This is a genomic window from Caloramator mitchellensis (assembly GCF_001440545.1).
Classification (GTDB): Bacteria; Bacillota; Clostridia; order Clostridiales; family Caloramatoraceae; genus Caloramator; species Caloramator mitchellensis.
In genome coordinates this window covers 16418-34436 of record NZ_LKHP01000019.1, presented here as the reverse complement: position 1 = coordinate 34436, position 18019 = coordinate 16418, and the positions used below count along the sequence as shown (strand labels likewise).

Sequence of the window (18019 nt, the reverse complement as noted above, 5' to 3'; positions counted from 1 at the left end):
AATCAGCTGCTCTACCGCTGAGCTAATGAAGCATCTAATTTTATATTAACAATTTATGTAAAATTGTCAAGAGTTACTACATTTCACCAGCCTGTAATTTCCATTGATTTTTCATTTCTTAGTGCTAAAATTATTTCTAACAGGGGGTGATGGTTATAAAACGTTTCACAAAAATCTATGCTGTTTTATTTATCCTAATCTTTCTTTTAAATTCCACAGCGATGGCAAGCACTCCAAATTATTATGTAAAAAACTATAATTCATTTTACAATTCACTTTATAATGCGATTTCTAATAAAAAACCAGCAATTACTCTTTATATTTACAAATATAGCAGCAGTAAATATCCTTTAGCGAATACTATTTTAAAGGCTGAGGGAAATAATAAAAATCTAAGGTTCATAATTTCATCAATAAGTTTAAAGTCATCTAAATCAGGAAACTATACAAAGTTTAGTATAAGTTTTAATTACAGAAACGGTGATGTAATTGTAAATAATCTTTCTGAGTTTCAAAATGCAATTTATAATGCTATAAGTTCTAAAAGGTCTAATGTAAAAATAATTATAAATAATTACAGCAGTATTTATAACTTAAATGGCCTTGATAAAACCAAGACTGAAAATGCTAATTTGTCCTCGAATATATATAGAATGCCCAACAGCAAAAAGGCAATTGTAGATGTAAATATAAGTTATGTTGAGCCCCACGAGGTTAAAGAAGATGCTTTAGCAAATACAAATGTAGATTTAACGGTTGATGAAATAAAAGAAAAGATAAATAGGGCAATCGATAACACCGAAGAAAAAGTTGTATTTGAATTTAACAGTCCAAATCAGATGGATATGGAGGAAATATCCAAAAAACTTGACGGTATTTACGATGAAAATCCAAACTCATACTATATAAAAGGATTTAATATTTATCAAACAACGCAAACTGTAGGTGGAGTTCCTGTCAGCAGAACAATTGAAGTAGTATTTAACTATAGTGATGAGATCAACAAAATAAAAGAAATGAAAAGCCAAGTTTTAGATGAGGTTAATAGAATTGTAACTCAAATAATAAACAACAATATGTCAGAGCGTGATAAGGTAAAGGCCATTCACGATTACATTGTAAACAATACAAAATATGATTATCAAAACTTCTTAAATGACACAATCCCGCATGAATCTTACACTGCCTATGGTGTATTGATTAAAAGGGTTGGAGTTTGCCAGGGCTATGCACATGCTATGTATCTTTTATTAAAGGAAGCTGGAATTGAAAATATTATTATAACGGGTTATGGTAAGGGGCAACCTCACGCTTGGAACCTTGTAAAGGTTGACGGTAAGTATTATCATGTCGATGCAACCTTCGATGACCCGATTGTAAATGGTGGAAGTATCCAAACACTGAAATATGATTACTTCCTGATAACTGACTCAAAAATTTCAGCCGACCACACCTGGGATACAACAAAATACCCCGCTTCAAATTAAAAGAGGTTCATTCGAACCTCTTTTTTAAGCATTATGATACCTATCCAGATTTGCAAAGCGGGTGTATTGACCAAGCCATATGAGTTCAACAGTTCCTGTTGGACCATTTCTTTGCTTTGCTATAATTACTTCTGCAATATTTTTCTTTTCCGAATCCTTGTTATAGTATTCGTCCCTGTAAAGGAACATAACCACATCGGCGTCCTGCTCAATGGATCCGGATTCTCTTAGGTCGGAGAGCATTGGCCTGTGGTCGGATCTCGCCTCAGGCGCACGGCTAAGCTGCGACAGAGCAATAACCGGAGCTTCCATTTCCTTTGCAAGCGCCTTTAGGGCTCTCGATATTTCAGAAACTTCCTGCTGTCTATTTTCTGTTCTTCTGCTGCCTGACATAAGCTGCAAATAGTCAACGATTATTATATCTAATCCCTTTTCAATTTTAAGCCTTCTACACTTTGAACGCATCTCATTTACTGAAATACCAGGTGTGTCATCTATAAAAATCTTGGATTCAGACATTGGCCCTGCAGCCCTTGCAAGCCTGAACCAATCCTCATCGTCAAGATCTCCTGTTCTTAACTTCAGCATGTCTATATTAGCTTCAGCACAGAGCATTCTATATGCAAGCTGCTCCTTTGACATTTCAAGCGAAAATACAGCAACGCTTTTCTTAGCCCTTAGTGCAGCATGAAGCGCAATGTTTAATACAAAAGCAGTTTTACCCATAGAAGGTCTTGCTGCAACAAGAACAAAATCTCCCTTTTGAAATCCTGATGTCTTTCTGTCAAGGTCCACAAATCCAGAAGGGATACCAGTTATCTCTCCCTTTGTCTTTGAAAGATGTTCTATGCTGTCAAAACTCTTTAGAATTATGCTGGAAATAGCCTCAAAGTCTGTATGGGATTTGTTTTGAGATATATCAAATATTGACTTTTCAGCAAAACCCAATACCTCTTCAACATCATCAGGTTCCTGATAACATTTTTCCATTACCTCGTTTGAAGCAAGAATCAACCTTCTTAAAAGAGCCTTTTCCTTTACAATCTTTGCATAATATTTTGCATTAGTAGTAGTAGGAACAGAAGTTACAATAGCTGAAATATAGCTAAGCCCTCCTACTGCTTCCAAGAGGTTTCGGCTTCTCAAAAGGTCCACAAGAGTGATCATATCTACTGGCTCGTCCTTGTTATATATCTCAAGAATGGCTTGGAATAATATCCTATGGGATTCTTTATAAAATTCCTCACCACTGTTTAGTATTTCAGTCACATCTGCAATTGCGTTTTTATCAAGAAGCATAGAGCCAAGGACAGACTGCTCTGCTTCTATATTATGTGGAGGGACTTTTATCCTGTCCATTTAACCGCCTCCTAAAAAACAACGCTCAAAACTTCTTCTATATTTGTAACAGGAATTATTTCAATTTCTAAATCCTTGTTTATTTCATCCATGTTTTCCTTTGGAACTATAACCTTTTTCATACCAGCCTGAATTGCGCCGTGAATTTTCTCGTTTACGCCTCCAACTGGCTTTATCTCTCCAAGAATAGATATTTCACCAGTTATTGCAACATTCTGCCTTACCTTCTTTTCAGTAATGGCGCTCAAAATTGCAACTGTTATAGCTGCACCGGCAGAAGGCCCATCGACATTTCCTCCGCCTATGATGTTTACATGGATATCATAATTTGAAATATCCTCGCCAGTCAATCTTCTTATAACCGAGGCTGCATTGAAAACCGAATCCTTTGCCATACTTCCAGCAGTTTCATTAAATCTAACACTTCCATTTTCCTTTGGAAATGCTGCAGCTTCAATCTCGAGAATGCTTCCTATAAATCCTGAAACAGCAAGCCCAAATACCTTTCCTACCTCCATTCTATCAGAAGCATATTCTTTATAATATGGAGTCAGCTTTGAAAGGGATATTATATCTAAAACATCCTGCTTTTTTATTCGAATATGCTTTATATTTTTATTGTATAAAACATATCCATAGGCATCGGCAAGTATATTAATAGCCTTTCTACCTTCTATTGTATACTGGCTTATTATTTCTGGGACATCATCATCTATCTTAATTTTTAACTTTTTCGCTGCGTTTAAAACAATCTGTTGAATATTTTTTTTAGAAAGGGGCTCAAAATATACCTCTGCACATCTTGACCTTAATGCAGGGTTTATTTCTTCAGGGCTTCTTGTTGTTGCACCGATAAGAACAAAATCAGCAGGCGCCCCGTCGTTGAACAACATCTTTATATATTCAGGCACATTCTCATCATCAGGGTCATAATAAGAAGATGAAAATTCAACCTTCTTATCCTCTAAAACCTTTAACAATTTATTCTGAAGGAAATAGTCCATTTCGCCTATTTCATCTATGAACAATATTCCACCGTGAGCCTTAGTAACAAGCCCAAGTTTTGGCTCCGGCGTTCCTGTTTCAGCAAAGTCCCTTTTACTTCCCTGATAAATAGGGTCGTGAACCGAACCCAAAAGAGGGTTAGTTATATCTCTAGGGTCCCATCTAAGGGTTGTCCCATCCACCTCAACAAAAGGTGCCTCATCGCTAAATGGAGTAGACCTTAGCATCCTGGCAATTTGAAAAGCAAGCCTTGCAGTTGTTGTCTTTCCAACGCCTGGAGGGCCGTATAATATAATATGCTGGGGATAGGGTGAAGCAAGTTTTGAAAGAATTGCAGTAATCGCCCTATCTTGTCCAACAATTTCATCGACTGAACTTGGGCGCAGAACTTCCATAATTGATTTTGAAAGCTTTACGGTTTCGAGCTTTTGAAGTTCAGCAAGCTTTTTAAGAGTCTTGCTGTTTTCTGGACCCTTTCTTTTTTTCATGATGCTAAGTTTTAAATCATCAATAAATTTTTCATTATGGTTTTCTAATAACTCTTCAACTTTCTTTTCTATTTCTACTTCAACTTTTCTCTTTGCAGTTAAATAGGCTATTTTTTGCTCAATTTCGTCCATTACTTCAAACGGGTCATCTATAAAATCATCCTTTTTTAACAGCATCTTTTGAAGAGCATATATCTTTTCGTTCATATCGTCGCTCAAAATATATTCAAGAACTTCTTCGCTCTCAAATGCATTGTTTAAATATTCATCACCATAAAGATTGTATAGCATCTCTAAATATGAATTAACTTTTACTTCCAGTTCTTCGTATTGCATCTTGATTAGTTCTTGTATCTTTCTATTTTTCTTTGCTGTGTTTGATTTCATGTAATCTTCCTTTCTTACTGCGCTTTAATGTTTACCTTGAGCTTTGCCGAAACCTCTGGGTAAACTTTAATTTCAACATTATATACCCCAGCCATTTTAATCGCATCGTCAAGTTCAATCTTTTTCTTGTCTATTTCAATTCCATGCTGCTTTTTAAGTTGTTCTGCTATATCCTTAGAAGTTATTGAACCAAACAATTTTCCATTTTCTCCAGCCTTAACAGTTAACTCAACTGTAAGTTCAGATATTTTCTTTGCAAGTTCCTTAGCCTTTTGAAGTTCTTCCTTCTTTTTTTGCTCTTCCATTGCCTTTTGAGCTTGAACCTGTCTTAAACTTCCTTCAGTTGCTTCTATTGCAAGGTTTCTTGGAAATAAAAAATTTCTTGCGTATCCATCGGATACGTTAACAACATCTCCCTTTTTTCCAACACCTTTAACATCTGCATTAAGTATTACCTTCATCTTTTGTCACTCTCCTTTAGATATTTATTTATAGCTTGTTCTAATAGCTTTTTAGCATCGTCTATAGAAATATTTGATAATCTTGCACCTGCAATTGTCATATGCCCTCCGCCGCCAATGCTCTCAAGTATTAGCTGGACATTTATATCTCCAAGCGACCTTCCGCTTATCATAACTTCGTTATCTACATTTGCAAGCACGAAGGACGCCTCAATACCATCGATTTTTAAAAGGTCATCGGCTGCCTGAGGAACTATAATAAAATTGTCTACATGTCCCCTATGAAGTGCAATGGCTATTCCATTTTTTATTTCTGCACTTTTTATAAGTTCTACTCTTTGTATAAATGTTTTAAAATCATCAGCAAAAAGTTTTTTAACCTCTATAAGGTCGGCTCCCATCTTCTTTAGAAAACCTGCTGCTTCAAATGTTCTTGTTCCTGTTTTGTGGGTGAAATTTTTAGTATCTACATATATTCCAACCATTAAAGCCTGAGCCTCAACATCCTTTAATTCTACCTTTTCTACCATATATTGAATTAGCTCAGTTACCAGTTCAGCAGTTGATGAGGCATATGGCTCAATATATGAAATGGTTGCATTATCAATAAAATCAACGCTCTTTCTGTGGTGGTCTATGACTACTATATTTCTTACTTTATCTAAAAGTTCGGGATATTCAACAAAACTTTTTCTGTGAACATCAACTACTATTATTAGGGTAGTTTCTTTTACTATTAAATTAGCTGTTTCATTTGTTATGAATACACCCTCATATCCTCTATTATTAACTTTTTCCATTATTTTTTCAATGGATTTATTTACCTTATTAAGCATTATATAGGTATTCTTTCCCTTTAGTTTGCAGCCTCTATACATTCCAAGCGCTGCCCCCATTGAATCAAGGTCTGGTGATTCATGTCCCATTATTATAACTTCAGTTGACTGGTTTATAAGCTCGGATATAGCATGGGCAATAACCCTTGCCTTAACTCTTGTTCTTTTTTCCACTTCCTTGCTCCTACCACCGAAAAATAAGAGCCTATCGCCATCCTTTACGACTGCCTGGTCCCCACCTCTTCCAAGTGCCAAGTCCTTAGCAGCTATTGCATACTGGTGAGTTTTATATGGATTGTCACCATTAATTCCAACACCAATGCTTAGAGTTACAGGTATTTTGTTTCCAAACGAAATTTCTCTTACCTCATCAAGAATAGCAAATTTGCTGTCAATTAGTTTTGAAACGAATTGTTCTTCAAATACAACTACATATTTGTTTACATCGTATTTTCTTACAAGGGCATTAAGGCTGCTTGTAAATGTATTTATTTTCTTATCTATTTCAGCAATTAAAAGGGGTCTGTTTATCTCCTCCATGCTCTTTAGAACTTCATCGTGGTTGTCTACTTCAATAAGTGCAACTACCATCTTTCTTTCATTGTGGTTTTCAAGAAGATTATAGTAGTCGGTTTTGTTTATAAAGTAAAATATATAAATATTTTTTCTGCTCGAGGATTTTGATTTAACTATATTAATCATTACATCGTAATACTCATCCTCAATCTTTACTTTTGATAACTCGTTGATATTTTTTTCGGATATTTTTGTTAGATTAATTTCCCCAATTAAAGTATCTATCTTTTTTCCATGTGGATTTTTAAAAACATTTTCAATAAAGGGGTTGTTTGCCCAAATCATCTTTCCGTCGTTATCTGCAATAACAAGGGGTATTGGTATCTTTGACAGAGTATTTCTGCCTGCAACATCTATATTGCTGGATATATCTTCTATTAGCTTAAAAAACTCATCCTTCTTCAACTTTACACTCTTGAAGTTGTAAAATAGAAGAAGTATATATATAGACAAACCAAAATAAAATATATAGATGTTGAAATAGGCGATTATAATTAACAGAATAGCTATTATAATCATATAGATTTTTACATTCGGGATAAAATTTCTAAATTTATTATCCATAATAAACCTCCATTATTTTGGAGAATCCTTTAATCTTGATATATCAAGCTTCCTTAAATTCAATGAATAGTCGATTATTCCTACTATAAAAAGCAAGTTTCCAAACGAAGTAAATACAAAAAACATAATAAGTAGCCTGAGAGACTTTGCAAGTCCTCTTTTTTCAAGATAAAAGCTCAAGGCTGCAAGCCCATTTATTGTAAATACAAACATCATAAGATACATTGCGTTTAATAGTATTGCTTCGCCCCTGTTTAATCTCATATAGGCCGCTAAGTAGCCTAATAGGATTAATAACATCAGCGTCAGAGCAAACTTTGCTGGGATATACCAGTTCGAAAACTTAGGAATGTCCTCAAGTTTGATTCCAAACCTTGAGTATATTTTTTTCGCAAAGAAATATGTTATTACCGATGATAATATGCCATGAAAAATAAGAGCCGTTGGTATTAACATCATCATGGTTTCCCTTGGTGGAATTGATTTAAATATTGCCTCTGTCGTTTCCTTTGGTATTCCCATTTTGCTATACATATTTTTTGCTGTATCCAAACTTCTGTAAAGTTCTTCAAATGCCATTTTTATATAATCCTGCCCTGCAATAAGCCCAAATAGCTTTATTGATGCTGTAAGGGATATTATATTTATTATTACCATGACAAATATCATAGTAAATACGTTAGCCCTTTTCTTTATCATGTATCCAAGCGCTATTCCCAATAGGCCGTTTGTTATTGCAAATCCAAAGGCAGTGTATGGGTCTGTAAATAATAGAATTATTATCGTCGTTGCCACAAGGCTTGTTATGCTGTATTTGTATCCATGTTTTATTTGAACAAGTGCAAGGGGCAATGGCCACATAAATAGCCCGATGTAATAAAAAACAGGGATATATATGCTTATAAGTATTAAAACTACTGCTATTGCTGTCAAAAGTGACGATTCAATCAATGATTTTGTTGAAGTTTTTTGCAAATCTTATTCCCTTCCTTCCTTTAAATATGTAATAAGGCTAAGGTAGTCCCCTTGTTCTTTGTTGTTTTCTTCTGAAAGGCTAACTCTTAACTTTTTAATTATTTTTTCATCTATCGATGAATAATCTATTCCAAGTTTTTTTGAAAGCAAATATGAAAGTATTATAATCTGTGATATTTCATCCTTTATCTCTTCTACATTTGCTCTATTTCCCTTGAGCATAGAAATATGCAAATCTGCGACAGAGGTTAGCAAAAATGTTTTATAATTTTCTATAAGTCTTATATTACCCATTATATCCATGTCTTCCCCCATAATAGCACCCCCTAATATATTCTTAATGTTATGCTACAACAACTTTTTCGAATAATCAAGTAAAATAAAAAGTGCCATAAAGGCACTTTTTATCATTACTCAGTTGTAAATGGCAATAAAGCAATGTTTCTTGCTCTTTTAATAGCAATTGTCAATTCTCTTTGATGCTTTGCGCAGTTTCCAGAAATTCTTCTTGGAAGTATCTTTCCTCTTTCAGTTATATATCTCTTTAACTTTCCGAGGTCTTTGTAATCTATATGTTCTGATTTATCCATACAGAAAGCGCAAACTCTCTTCTTTGCTTTTCTTTGTCTTGACTGCTTCTTGTTAACGTTTGACATCATTTCCCCTCCTTACCTAATTTTTTAGAATGGAATATCGTCTTCACCATCGACAGGGAAGAAATCTCCTTCATCCGTTGCTATTTCATCATTAGCCTTGAATGCACCCGTTTGTTCTTTAGCTCTATCAAGGAATTTAACCTCGTCTGCTATAACTTCTGTAGCATATCTATTTGTTCCATCCTGAGCCTGATACTTTCTCGTCTGAATAGAACCAGAAACTGCTATAAGTCTTCCTTTTGTGAGATTGTTTGCAACTAATTCTGCAAGCTTTCTCCAGCAAACAACAGGGATAAAATCCGCTTCCCTTTGACCACTTTGGCCTATATAGGGTCTATCAACAGCTAAAGTAAAGGTGGTCACAGCAATACCCGTCCCTGCTGTATATCTTATCTCAGGATCACGAGTCAATCTGCCTATCAATATTACCTTGTTCATGACTCCACCACCTTATTAATCAAGTTTGATAACGATATGTCTTATAACGTTATCGGAGATTTTCAACACTCTGTCTAATTCCTTAGGTAATTCTGGGTTTGATGTGAAGTTAATTAAAACATAGAATCCTTCATTGAAATCGTTGATTTCATAAGCAAGTCTTCTCTTGCCCCATTCATCTACATTGTCAATTACTCCACCACCATTTTCGATAACACCCTTCACCTTTTCAACTGTAGATTTAACCTCTTCTTCAGTTAGGTTTGGTGCTATAACAAATAGTGTTTCATATCTTTTCATACTCTACACCTCCTCCCTCTGGACTTACGGCCCACTTGTGTGGGCAGGGACTATAATATTCTAACATATATATCATTCATTTGCAACATTATCCGGTGCATTTGATTTGATTATTTTTTTTACTGATTTTTCGAATTTACTCCTCGGAAGCATCACTATCCTGCCGCACTGCACACATTTTATCTTAATATCTGCCCCGAGTCGTATTACTTCCCAGTTTTTACTTCCGCATGGGTGTTCCTTTCTTGTTTCAACAATGTCTCCAAGATAAAATTCCTTCAAAATATCACTCCCTTTCTTTGCTGTATATTATTCTTTTTGGATATGGTATTTCAATTTTTTCCTTATCAAATTCCATCTTTATTCTCTTTCTAAGTTCCATTTCTGCTTCCCACTGCTTCATAGGTATTGTTTTTGCAACGACTCTTATATCAACTCCGTGCTCTGAAAGTTTAACTACTCCTAACACTGTTGGGCCTTCTACTATATAATCAAGCTCCTGTTTCATTTTATGGCAAACATTATTTAATACCTCTACTGCTCTTTCAATGTCATCCTCGTATGAAATAGAAACATCTACAAGAGCCCTCATATTTCCTCTTGATTTATTTGTAACTCTGTTTATTGTTCCATTTGGAATAATATGAAGTTCACCAGAAAAATCCCTTATCTTTGTTACTCTTAAACCTAATACCTCAACAATTCCAGAAAAACCGTCAATGCTTATATAATCTCCAACTGCAAACTGGTCTTCAAATAATATAAAAAATCCTGATATAACATCTTTTACAAGGCTCTGCGCTCCAAAGCCTATTGCAACTCCAGCAACCCCGGTTACCGCTATAAGCGTCTTAATATCAAAACCCAACGTTTCCAAAACCCAAATTGCTGAAACAAAATAAATTATGTATCTCAATAAATTTTTAAATAGCTCATTGAGCGTGTCTGCCTTTTTATCATTAAGGCCAAATCTTGATTTTTTATGACCTTCGAAAAATTTATGAATTAACTTGCTTCCAATTGAAATTGCTATTTTAGTTATAATAATTATTATTATGGCTTTAATGAATACTGAAAGATAATACAACAATTGATTTTCCGAAAAAATGCCTTTGCTGTATAAAAAATCTCTAAACAAATTAACACCTCCTCATAGTCTTTAGTCTATAATAAAGAATAAAAAATATCAACAAAAAAGCACATCTAAAGAAACCTTTAGTGTGCATTTAATTCAATTGTTTCAAATATTCGCGACTCATCAAATTTGTATAGCATCTTCACTCTGATTTTTTGATTTTTGATAAGTTCAATTACCTTGTCCAAGTCGTCAGGTTTTATTTTGATTGAAATGCCACAGCTTTTTGTTATTTCCCTCGGGGTTGGCATTATTGTTCCCTGAATCTTTTCTGACTTTATAACGCTTTCACATTGTATTGCAAAGTTTGTGCTGTCAAATGTAATAAGAATGTTGCTCATACCATCCCTCATATCTTTATAGTCTTTGTTGAGTTCATCTTTTCAACTATCGTATACATATTTGTGACGCTGCCTACCTTTAGATTCTCCTTAAGGTTGTAAAAATCAAGGCATGTTCCGCAGGATAGTATTTCAACTCCAAATTCTTCTAATTTTTTAAGGCTCTCTAGGACATCTGAACCTTCTGATGTCAGTTTTACCCCTGCGTTAAGAAAAATAAGCGTGCCTGGTTTTTGTGTAGCTTCGGTTAACGAATAAATAAAGCTTTTCATTAAAAGGGCTCCAAGGCTATCGTCACCATTTCCAAATTTATCAGAAGCAATAACATATGTCAAGCCTGTTTCAATTGATATATTTGAAATATCACATACAACAGCATCATCAACTTTTTTTACATCACCTTGCTTTCTGGCATAGAAATGGTATAATCCTTCTTTTTCTTCCATGGTAAATAAAAGATTAGCACTTGATAAATACTTTTTAACGTTTTCCCTTGAAGATTCATTGTCTACAATTACTTCTATTTCATTAAAATCAGGTGACTCAACCTCTTTTTTTGTAAGTATAACAGGTTTTGGACAAGTTAAACCTCTACAGTCAACTATTTTCATTTTACCACCACCAATAAATTTTATCCTAAGTTAAATATAAGCAATTAATATTTAATATAAAAGCATTATAGATAAAAGCTATATTGTTTAAACTTAAAATTTATTTTTTCAATACTTCTATTTTTTTAATAATAGGAAAGATTATATTGTAGTTGTAAAAATACTTAGCAATTTTTGAAGTTTCTATGCTGCTTTTAAATGCGTTGTTATTAGGTAAAACGCTAACTACTGGAGTTATTATAGCAAGAATCAAAAATATTATAAAAATCCATTTTACAAATCCAAGACCAAGTCCTAATAATTTGTCTATAATTCCTATTTTGCTTCTTCTTGTTTTAATTCTTATATTGTCTCTTATGATTGAAAAAATAATTGTTAATATTAAGAAGGCAAAAAAGTAACATGCTGCGTTTAAGAATAATAAAGTGACTGTTTGAGCTATTTTTTCTTTATTTCCTACTAAATTTAATATACTAAGCGCAGCAGATGCATTTAAACTCATTTTTTTCAAAAAAACATTTTGCATTTGATTATAAATTGGGGTATTGTATATAATAAAAGAGGTAATATATGGTGTTATAACTTTTGCAAAATATATTGAAAAAACTATTGATAAAACTTTTAGTAAAGATGCGATAAATCCCCTTTGCATTCCATCAATACAACCATATAATATTAGTAATAGAATTACAAAATCAACTATATTAAAACCATGTATGTTCATAAAACTCCTCCAATTTTATTTTTCGAGGTGATTGAATGTTTGATAAGAATTTTTTAATTAGAGCAAAGCGAACGTCAATTTTCATTCTTATATATACAGCTTTATTTGCATTGTTCTTTGGGACTTTAAATTTGACTGTCCCATTCGTTCTTGCAATTATTATAGCATTAATTAACAGGCCATTTAATGAGTTTTTGATTAAAAAATTAAAGTTGCCACCAGCAGTCTCATCTATTTTAACTACTATTGTTTCGTTTACTGTTGTTTTTTCTTTCTTAATAGTGGCAATAGTTAATATTTCTGCTGAAATAAAGGACTTGCTGCTTAAAATTCCAAATGTAGATTATTTGTATCCATATATTCAATCTATTGTTGTTAGACTACAAGAGCATATTGAATCTGTTGATCCAACAATAATAAGTAACATTCAATCGAGCTTAACAAGGGTATTTTCGTCGACTTTTAATATTATTCAAATGTTGTTAAATAAAATATTAGCATTAGTTTTTACTCTTCCTTCTATATTTATGATAATAGTTATAACATTTATTGCAACATATTTTCTTAATTTAGACCTTTTAAAATTTGAAAACAAAATTACAAATATTTTTTCTGAAGAGGGTAAAAGAAAGTTTTCAGAGTTTTCGCATGAATCTTCTAAAATGTTACTTGGATATGTAAAATCCTACTCAATTTTGCTTTCTATGACCTTTTTCGAAAGTTTGATAGGTTTTAGTATTTTCAGAGTTAACTATGCATTGCTTTTAAGTTTTCTTTGTGCATTCTTAGACATATTCCCTATATTAGGCATAGGGACAGTATTTTTCCCGCTCGCTATTTATTATGTTATTATAAAGAACTATTTTACTGCATTAGGTTTGATAATAGTATATATTCTAATTACAGCAGTGAGACAAATAGTTGAACCTAAATTAATTTCGTCAAATCTTGACTTGAATCCTGTTATGGTTCTGGCAGCAATTTTTATTGGCATAAAGGCTTATGGTTTCTTAGGAATGCTTTATCTAATATTTTTAATGGTATTTTATAAAATTTTAAGAAAAATAGATGTTATATAGAATATTTAGCCTCCCTTTTGGAAAAACTCTCTAATAGATTAAAAGGGGAGGTTTTTTCATGCTTCAAGAAAAGAAACTTTATTATTCTATTGAAACAAATAAACCTAATTCAGCTTTCCATCTATCCAATCAGATTTCTAGCCTAGTGATAAACGAGGCTAATAATAGAGATATAGTTGTTATGTGCATAGGGACTGACCGTTCAACTGGAGACTGCCTTGGACCTCTTGTAGGCGAAAAACTTAGTAAGTCGTATATCTTTAATGAACTAAATGTTTTAGGAACTCTTGAGAAACCTGTTCATGCTAAAAATTTAGACCAGAATCTTGAATACGTGTATTCAAATTTTAAAAATCCATACATAATCGCAGTTGATGCATCGCTTGGAAAATATGAGAACATAGGAAGGATAAATCTTTATTATGGTCCGCTATTTCCTGGCGCAGGAGTAAATAAAAAACTCACTCCAGTTGGCGATATTTCGATAACTGGAATTGTAAACATGTCTGGTTTTATGGAATATTTGATTTTGCAAAATACAAGGCTGTCTCTTGTCATGAAAATGGCTGACACAATATCCTTTTCATTATATATGGGGCTAAAAAGATACTTTGAACACAATAAAGCAAGATTTCTTTGATTACTTCTTTAATTTGGGTATATTTAAAAAACCTCCTGCTAAAAATATAAGCAGGAGGTTTTTATATGACAATCAGCATCGATGATAGATTAGAGAATTTATTCAATGAGCTTAAAAATTTAGGTTATGATGTTCATAAATTTAGCGAGCGAGTAATTTCAGATGCCTACATCTATTCTGAAAAAGATATTCCATTATATCAATTAAACAACAGTTTATCTGCAAAGGATACTGGCTCCCTTATAATCAACTGCGATAACCTTAGCTTAAATGATATTATATATTCATTGCATCACAAAACCTATTCCCCGCTCTTTTAGTGGCAGTTGCCACTATTTTTTATTAATTGCATCCTTTAACACTGTTTTCTCTTCCTCCGACAAGTCATATTTCGAAATTCCATTTTTTATAGGCTTTGCAAATGTAGTGCTGTCGTTTCTTCCGTATATTCCTGTGATTATTACTCCATCGTTATTTTCATCTAAAAGAGCTATCGAAAAACTTAAATCCGAACCGACATCGTCAAAGGCCTTATATCTTAAAACAGAAACTTTTTGTATGCTATTTTTAAGTCTATGGTCAATATCCTTATACATTCCTTCAATTTCTTTTGCTGTTTTTAATACTTCCTCCGTCTTATTGTTATTTTCAATCAGAAGTTCTTCTATGCTCTTTCCAATGCTTCCCTTCATCATTTTTTTATATCTTTTTTCAAGTCTTGAAATTTCAACCCTGTTTAATATATCCATAAATAAAAGTATAATGACTAATACAAATAGTGCCAATATAATTGGAAGTTCAAAAGCCTGAATACCTGATAAAATCATATCCATATCCTACACCCCTTCAAAATGTTTCACGTGAAACATTTATATGTTTAATAGTTCTAAAATCCTTTGTAAATCAGAATCTGAGTAGTATTCTATTTCTATTTTTCCTTTGTTTTTTCCATTATTTATTTTTACCTTTGTTCCAAAGAACATTTGTAATTTTTCTTCAACATCTCTAAAATGAACTTCCTTGTTCTTTTTCTTCTTTTCTTTTTTCTCTTCTAATATTTCTTTAACCAATTTTTCAGTCTGCCTTACGTTTAAGCCTTCATCTACCACCTTTTTTGCGATATTGAACTGAAGTTCATTATCTTCAATCGAAACAATAACTTTCCCATGCCCTTCGCTTAATTCGCCATTAATAATATAATTCAAAACCCTTTCATCGAGGTTTAAAATTCTAAGAGAATTTGCAATGGCACTTCTTGACTTTCCAACTCTTGCTGCTATTTCTTCCTGTGTCAGTTCAAATTCCTCCATTAGTCTTTTATAAGCAAGTGCCTCTTCAACAGGATTTAAGTCCTCTCTTTGAATGTTTTCAATAAGAGATATTTCCATTATCTCTCTTTGGGATAGTTCCTTTTCAACAATAGGAACTTTTTTGAGTCCAGCAATTTTTGCTGCCCTCCATCTTCTCTCTCCAGCAATAATCTTATAAAATTCGCCCTCTCTTTTTACAACGATAGGCTGAATTATTCCATGAGATTTTATTGATTCTGCAAGGGCGTTTATTTTTTCTTCATCAAAATTCCTTCTTGGTTGTTCATCGTTTCTAAATAACTTATTAATTTCAACTTCCTGAACGTTTCCCTTTTCCTCTGTTTCAGGAATCAAAGCCCCAAGTCCCTTTCCAAGTGCACTTTTTTTGGCCATTATTACTCATCCCCTTCTAAATACAAAAATTCTTCAGCTAGTTCTTTGTAGCTTTTAGCACCGGTAGAGTTTTTATCATAGAGCATTATAGGAAGTCCATGGCTCGGCGCCTCTGCAAGCCTAATGTTTCTTGGAATTATAGTAGTATAAACCTTTCCTTTAAAGTATTTTTTTACTTCCTCAACTACCTCAATTGAAAGATTTGTTCTTCCATCGAACATGCTCATTACTACTCCCTGTATTTTAATATCTGGATTTAAGTTCTTTTTTACAAGGTTAATAGTATTCATGAGTTGACTAACTCCTTCGAGAGCATAAAACTCACACTGTATCGGAATTAATACGCTGTCTGAACCTGTGAGAGCGTTTATAGTCAATAGTCCAAGGGATGGCGGACAGTCTATAAAGATGTAGTCAAACTCGTCCTTTATTTCTCCTACTGCCCTTTTAAATATCTTCTCCCTTTCATCATTAAACGTCATCTCAATTTCAGCGCCTGCAAGTTCAACTGTTGATGGAAGAAGATACAGGTTTTCAATAACTGTTTTAACAATTGCCTTGGATGCAATGTCGCTTTTTTCTTGTTTTGCATATTCAATTATAACATCATACATGGAATATTCAAGTTCGTCCTTATCAATTCCAAGCCCGCTTGTTGTGTTCCCCTGAGGGTCAATATCTATCAATAATACCTTTTGCCCCATTGAAGCAAGATATGATGATAAATTTATCGCTGTTGTAGTTTTTCCTACTCCACCTTTTTGATTAAAAATAGAAATTACTTTCCCCACTATACCACCCCTAGAATATTTTAAAGCTTTTCATAATATATATTTTACAGCATTATTTTTATTATTAAAATACAGTAGGTGATATTATGTTAAAAATTATTTTATCAACTTTTATTGTAGTATTTCTTGCTGAGCTTGGAGATAAAACTCAGCTTGCAACAATGCTGCTTTCAGCAAAATCAAATTCTAAGTTATCAGTTCTCATTGGAGCAAGTTTGGCTCTATTTTGCACATCCTTAGTCGGCGTTTTATTTGGTTCCTTTATTGAAAAGTATATCTCAAAGAATACGTTAAACACCATTTCAGCAGCAGTTTTTATTCTTGTTGGGGTTATTATACTGCTAAAAAAATAAAAACTTCAGCAATATATACTAAATTTAACCCGTTGTATTAAAATTCAGCCTTGAATATCTAACACTATTAGTGAACAACAAGTTGTTATACATTATAATTTAAATCAATTTCCACATTTTAATGAGCACACTTGTCTTAAGCTAACAGGTGCACATTAACTCCTGTATCTGACTTTCACCTAAAAGATTTCTCCTATGCCGGTCACACAAAAAACCCTGTAAAAGAAGTTAAATCTCCTTTCACAGGGTTTTGTCCAAATTGCCAAACAATTCAAGAACTCAAGAAGTCAAGTGAATGTCACTCATTACTTCTTTGGAATTCTTACTATAATCTCCATGTATTCATCGTAGTCCTTATGTCTGTAGTTTGCATCGATGCCGTTTTTGAGCATTATATCCTTAATCGTGTTGGTTATTATTCTTGGATTTATAACCCATTTGAACTTAACCTTTTCTTTTTTGTCTTCCTTTTTCTTTTCAACACCGTTTGGGTTTTTGATTATTCTTTCAATCATCTCTTCGGTTTCTTTTACATTTAAGTTTTCTTTTATAACTTCTTCTAATACTGCAAGTTGGAGGTTTTCGTCTTCAATTTTTAAAAGTGCTCGTGCATGTCTTTCGGTTAAGTTGTTGCTTACTAATACTTCTTTTACTTTGTCAGAGAGTTTTAGTATTCTAAGTTTATTTGCAATAGTCGATTGTTTTTTTCCTATTTTGCTTGCAAGTTCTTCCTGAGTAAATCCGTGTTCTTTTATAAGCCTTAGATAGCCTTCGGCCTCTTCAAGGTAGTTTAAATCTTCTCTTTGAAGGTTCTCTATAAGGGCTAATACAGCGCTATCCTTGTTGTTTACGTCTACAACTATTGCAGGTATTTCTGAAAGTCCTGCAAGCTGAGAAGCTCTCAATCTTCTTTCACCAGCAATTAGTTCATAAAACGCTTCTCCGTTTCTCCTAACGCTGATTGGCTGAAGAACTCCATATTCCCTAATCGATTCAGATAGTTCTAGTAAAGATTGATCGTCAAATATTTTCCTTGGCTGGTAAGTATTTTGCTTTATTAAATTAATAGGTATGTTAATAATTTCGTTTTCTACCCTCATTGCACCATCC

The 18019-nt window shown here is 33.2% G+C and carries 23 protein-coding genes; 5 read left to right on the top strand and 18 right to left on the bottom strand.

All coding sequences use genetic code 11. From position 1 onward, the window contains the following. The first annotated feature begins 149 nt into the window (after positions 1–149). Positions 150–1487, top strand: coding sequence for a transglutaminase domain-containing protein (locus tag ABG79_RS11205; RefSeq protein WP_057979556.1), 1338 nt, complete (start codon positions 150–152; stop codon positions 1485–1487). A gap of 24 nt (positions 1488–1511) precedes the next feature. Here the strand turns inward: ABG79_RS11205 and ABG79_RS11200 are convergent, their stop codons facing one another. The 14 genes from ABG79_RS11200 to ABG79_RS11135 all read right to left on the bottom strand — a co-directional run bounded on the left by ABG79_RS11200 (position 1512) and on the right by ABG79_RS11135 (position 12343). Beyond that, complete coding sequence (locus ABG79_RS11200; protein ID WP_057979555.1) at positions 1512–2846, bottom strand: replicative DNA helicase; 1335 nt, start codon at positions 2844–2846, stop codon at positions 1512–1514. A gap of 11 nt (positions 2847–2857) precedes the next feature. Then, positions 2858–4726: a Lon family ATP-dependent protease gene (gene lonC, locus ABG79_RS11195; protein ID WP_057979554.1), complete on the bottom strand. Its 1869-nt coding sequence runs from the start codon at positions 4724–4726 to the stop codon at positions 2858–2860. Between the two features lie 14 nt (positions 4727–4740). Further along, positions 4741–5187, bottom strand: coding sequence for a 50S ribosomal protein L9 (gene rplI / locus ABG79_RS11190; protein ID WP_057979553.1), 447 nt, complete (start codon positions 5185–5187; stop codon positions 4741–4743). Beyond that, positions 5184–7163, bottom strand: a complete 1980-nt coding sequence (locus tag ABG79_RS11185) for a DHH family phosphoesterase (RefSeq protein WP_057979552.1) — start codon at positions 7161–7163, stop codon at positions 5184–5186. Before ABG79_RS11185 ends, rplI begins: the two co-directional genes overlap by 4 nt. A gap of 12 nt (positions 7164–7175) precedes the next feature. Beyond that, positions 7176–8138, bottom strand: a complete 963-nt coding sequence (locus tag ABG79_RS11180; protein WP_057979551.1) for a YybS family protein — start codon at positions 8136–8138, stop codon at positions 7176–7178. A 3-nt stretch (positions 8139–8141) separates the two neighbouring features. Beyond that, positions 8142–8453, bottom strand: a complete 312-nt coding sequence (locus ABG79_RS11175) for a MazG-like family protein (RefSeq protein WP_057979550.1) — start codon at positions 8451–8453, stop codon at positions 8142–8144. A 95-nt stretch (positions 8454–8548) separates the two neighbouring features. After that, on the bottom strand, positions 8549–8794 hold the full coding sequence (gene rpsR, locus ABG79_RS11170; protein ID WP_057979549.1) for a 30S ribosomal protein S18: 246 nt from the start codon (positions 8792–8794) through the stop codon (positions 8549–8551). 24 nt (positions 8795–8818) lie between these two features. Further along, positions 8819–9232, bottom strand: a complete 414-nt coding sequence (locus ABG79_RS11165) for a single-stranded DNA-binding protein (RefSeq protein WP_057979548.1) — start codon at positions 9230–9232, stop codon at positions 8819–8821. Positions 9233–9247: 15 nt separating this feature from the next. Further along, positions 9248–9532, bottom strand: a complete 285-nt coding sequence (gene rpsF, locus ABG79_RS11160; RefSeq protein WP_057979547.1) for a 30S ribosomal protein S6 — start codon at positions 9530–9532, stop codon at positions 9248–9250. A 72-nt stretch (positions 9533–9604) separates the two neighbouring features. Then, the gene (locus ABG79_RS11155) at positions 9605–9817 is read right to left on the bottom strand and encodes a DUF951 domain-containing protein (protein WP_057979546.1); all 213 of its coding nucleotides are present in this window, start codon (positions 9815–9817) and stop codon (positions 9605–9607) included. 1 nt (position 9818) lies between these two features. Continuing rightward, positions 9819–10670, bottom strand: a complete 852-nt coding sequence (locus tag ABG79_RS11150) for a mechanosensitive ion channel family protein (RefSeq protein WP_242859336.1) — start codon at positions 10668–10670, stop codon at positions 9819–9821. A gap of 77 nt (positions 10671–10747) precedes the next feature. Continuing rightward, positions 10748–11008, bottom strand: a complete 261-nt coding sequence (locus ABG79_RS11145; protein WP_057979559.1) for a putative Se/S carrier protein — start codon at positions 11006–11008, stop codon at positions 10748–10750. 8 nt (positions 11009–11016) lie between these two features. Further along, entirely contained in the window at positions 11017–11619 is a 603-nt protein-coding gene (yedF, locus tag ABG79_RS11140; protein WP_057979545.1) for a sulfurtransferase-like selenium metabolism protein YedF, read from the bottom strand. A gap of 100 nt (positions 11620–11719) precedes the next feature. Continuing rightward, entirely contained in the window at positions 11720–12343 is a 624-nt protein-coding gene (locus ABG79_RS11135; RefSeq protein WP_057979544.1) for a CvpA family protein, read from the bottom strand. 35 nt (positions 12344–12378) lie between these two features. Here ABG79_RS11135 and ytvI point away from each other — a divergent pair, with 35 nt between their 5' ends. The 3 genes from ytvI (at position 12379) to ABG79_RS11120 (ending at position 14382) form a co-directional block, all read left to right on the top strand. Continuing rightward, complete coding sequence (ytvI, locus tag ABG79_RS11130; protein ID WP_057979543.1) at positions 12379–13422, top strand: sporulation integral membrane protein YtvI; 1044 nt, start codon at positions 12379–12381, stop codon at positions 13420–13422. 58 nt (positions 13423–13480) lie between these two features. Then, positions 13481–14062 carry a spore protease YyaC gene (yyaC, locus tag ABG79_RS11125; RefSeq protein WP_057979542.1) on the top strand — a complete coding sequence of 194 codons (582 nt, stop codon included), beginning with the start codon at positions 13481–13483 and terminating at the stop codon, positions 14060–14062. 65 nt (positions 14063–14127) lie between these two features. Continuing rightward, positions 14128–14382 carry a YkuS family protein gene (locus ABG79_RS11120; RefSeq protein ID WP_057979541.1) on the top strand — a complete coding sequence of 85 codons (255 nt, stop codon included), beginning with the start codon at positions 14128–14130 and terminating at the stop codon, positions 14380–14382. 12 nt (positions 14383–14394) lie between these two features. On the opposite strand, the gene ABG79_RS11115 is transcribed toward ABG79_RS11120, so the two are convergent. Genes ABG79_RS11115 through ABG79_RS11105 form a run of 3 tightly spaced genes read right to left on the bottom strand, consistent with a single transcriptional unit; the run spans position 14395 to position 16556 of the window. Then, the gene (locus ABG79_RS11115) at positions 14395–14895 is read right to left on the bottom strand and encodes a DUF4446 family protein (protein ID WP_057979540.1); all 501 of its coding nucleotides are present in this window, start codon (positions 14893–14895) and stop codon (positions 14395–14397) included. A gap of 36 nt (positions 14896–14931) precedes the next feature. After that, positions 14932–15765 (bottom strand): ParB/RepB/Spo0J family partition protein, encoded by an 834-nt coding sequence (locus ABG79_RS11110; RefSeq protein WP_057979539.1) that lies wholly within the window; start codon positions 15763–15765, stop codon positions 14932–14934. Positions 15766–15767: 2 nt separating this feature from the next. After that, positions 15768–16556 (bottom strand): ParA family protein, encoded by a 789-nt coding sequence (locus tag ABG79_RS11105; protein WP_057979538.1) that lies wholly within the window; start codon positions 16554–16556, stop codon positions 15768–15770. A gap of 86 nt (positions 16557–16642) precedes the next feature. Between ABG79_RS11105 and ABG79_RS11100 the strand changes: the two genes are divergently transcribed. Beyond that, a complete protein-coding gene (locus ABG79_RS11100; RefSeq protein ID WP_057979537.1) occupies positions 16643–16909 on the top strand; it encodes a TMEM165/GDT1 family protein in 267 nt (88 codons plus the stop codon). 305 nt (positions 16910–17214) lie between these two features. Here ABG79_RS11100 and noc read toward each other — a convergent pair whose 3' ends face one another. Next, positions 17215–18009 carry a nucleoid occlusion protein gene (gene noc, locus ABG79_RS11095; RefSeq protein ID WP_057979536.1) on the bottom strand — a complete coding sequence of 265 codons (795 nt, stop codon included), beginning with the start codon at positions 18007–18009 and terminating at the stop codon, positions 17215–17217. Between the last annotated feature and the right edge of the window lie 10 nt (positions 18010–18019).

What these genes read in the sequence shown, in the direction of transcription:
- ABG79_RS11205 (WP_057979556.1), top strand. Translation starts at nt 150, where the DNA reads ATGGTTATAAAACGTTTCACAAAAATCTATGCTGTTTTATTTATCCTA.
- ABG79_RS11200 (WP_057979555.1), bottom strand. Translation starts at nt 2,846, where the DNA reads ATGGACAGGATAAAAGTCCCTCCACATAATATAGAAGCAGAGCAGTCT.
- lonC (WP_057979554.1), bottom strand. Translation starts at nt 4,726, where the DNA reads ATGAAATCAAACACAGCAAAGAAAAATAGAAAGATACAAGAACTAATC.
- rplI (WP_057979553.1), bottom strand. Translation starts at nt 5,187, where the DNA reads ATGAAGGTAATACTTAATGCAGATGTTAAAGGTGTTGGAAAAAAGGGA.
- ABG79_RS11185 (WP_057979552.1), bottom strand. Translation starts at nt 7,163, where the DNA reads ATGGATAATAAATTTAGAAATTTTATCCCGAATGTAAAAATCTATATG.
- ABG79_RS11175 (WP_057979550.1), bottom strand. Translation starts at nt 8,453, where the DNA reads ATGGGGGAAGACATGGATATAATGGGTAATATAAGACTTATAGAAAAT.
- rpsR (WP_057979549.1), bottom strand. Translation starts at nt 8,794, where the DNA reads ATGTCAAACGTTAACAAGAAGCAGTCAAGACAAAGAAAAGCAAAGAAG.
- ABG79_RS11165 (WP_057979548.1), bottom strand. Translation starts at nt 9,232, where the DNA reads ATGAACAAGGTAATATTGATAGGCAGATTGACTCGTGATCCTGAGATA.
- rpsF (WP_057979547.1), bottom strand. Translation starts at nt 9,532, where the DNA reads ATGAAAAGATATGAAACACTATTTGTTATAGCACCAAACCTAACTGAA.
- ABG79_RS11145 (WP_057979559.1), bottom strand. Translation starts at nt 11,008, where the DNA reads ATGAGCAACATTCTTATTACATTTGACAGCACAAACTTTGCAATACAA.
- yedF (WP_057979545.1), bottom strand. Translation starts at nt 11,619, where the DNA reads ATGAAAATAGTTGACTGTAGAGGTTTAACTTGTCCAAAACCTGTTATA.
- ABG79_RS11135 (WP_057979544.1), bottom strand. Translation starts at nt 12,343, where the DNA reads ATGAACATACATGGTTTTAATATAGTTGATTTTGTAATTCTATTACTA.
- ytvI (WP_057979543.1), top strand. Translation starts at nt 12,379, where the DNA reads ATGTTTGATAAGAATTTTTTAATTAGAGCAAAGCGAACGTCAATTTTC.
- yyaC (WP_057979542.1), top strand. Translation starts at nt 13,481, where the DNA reads ATGCTTCAAGAAAAGAAACTTTATTATTCTATTGAAACAAATAAACCT.
- ABG79_RS11120 (WP_057979541.1), top strand. Translation starts at nt 14,128, where the DNA reads ATGACAATCAGCATCGATGATAGATTAGAGAATTTATTCAATGAGCTT.
- ABG79_RS11115 (WP_057979540.1), bottom strand. Translation starts at nt 14,895, where the DNA reads ATGGATATGATTTTATCAGGTATTCAGGCTTTTGAACTTCCAATTATA.
- ABG79_RS11110 (WP_057979539.1), bottom strand. Translation starts at nt 15,765, where the DNA reads ATGGCCAAAAAAAGTGCACTTGGAAAGGGACTTGGGGCTTTGATTCCT.
- ABG79_RS11100 (WP_057979537.1), top strand. Translation starts at nt 16,643, where the DNA reads ATGTTAAAAATTATTTTATCAACTTTTATTGTAGTATTTCTTGCTGAG.
- noc (WP_057979536.1), bottom strand. Translation starts at nt 18,009, where the DNA reads ATGAGGGTAGAAAACGAAATTATTAACATACCTATTAATTTAATAAAG.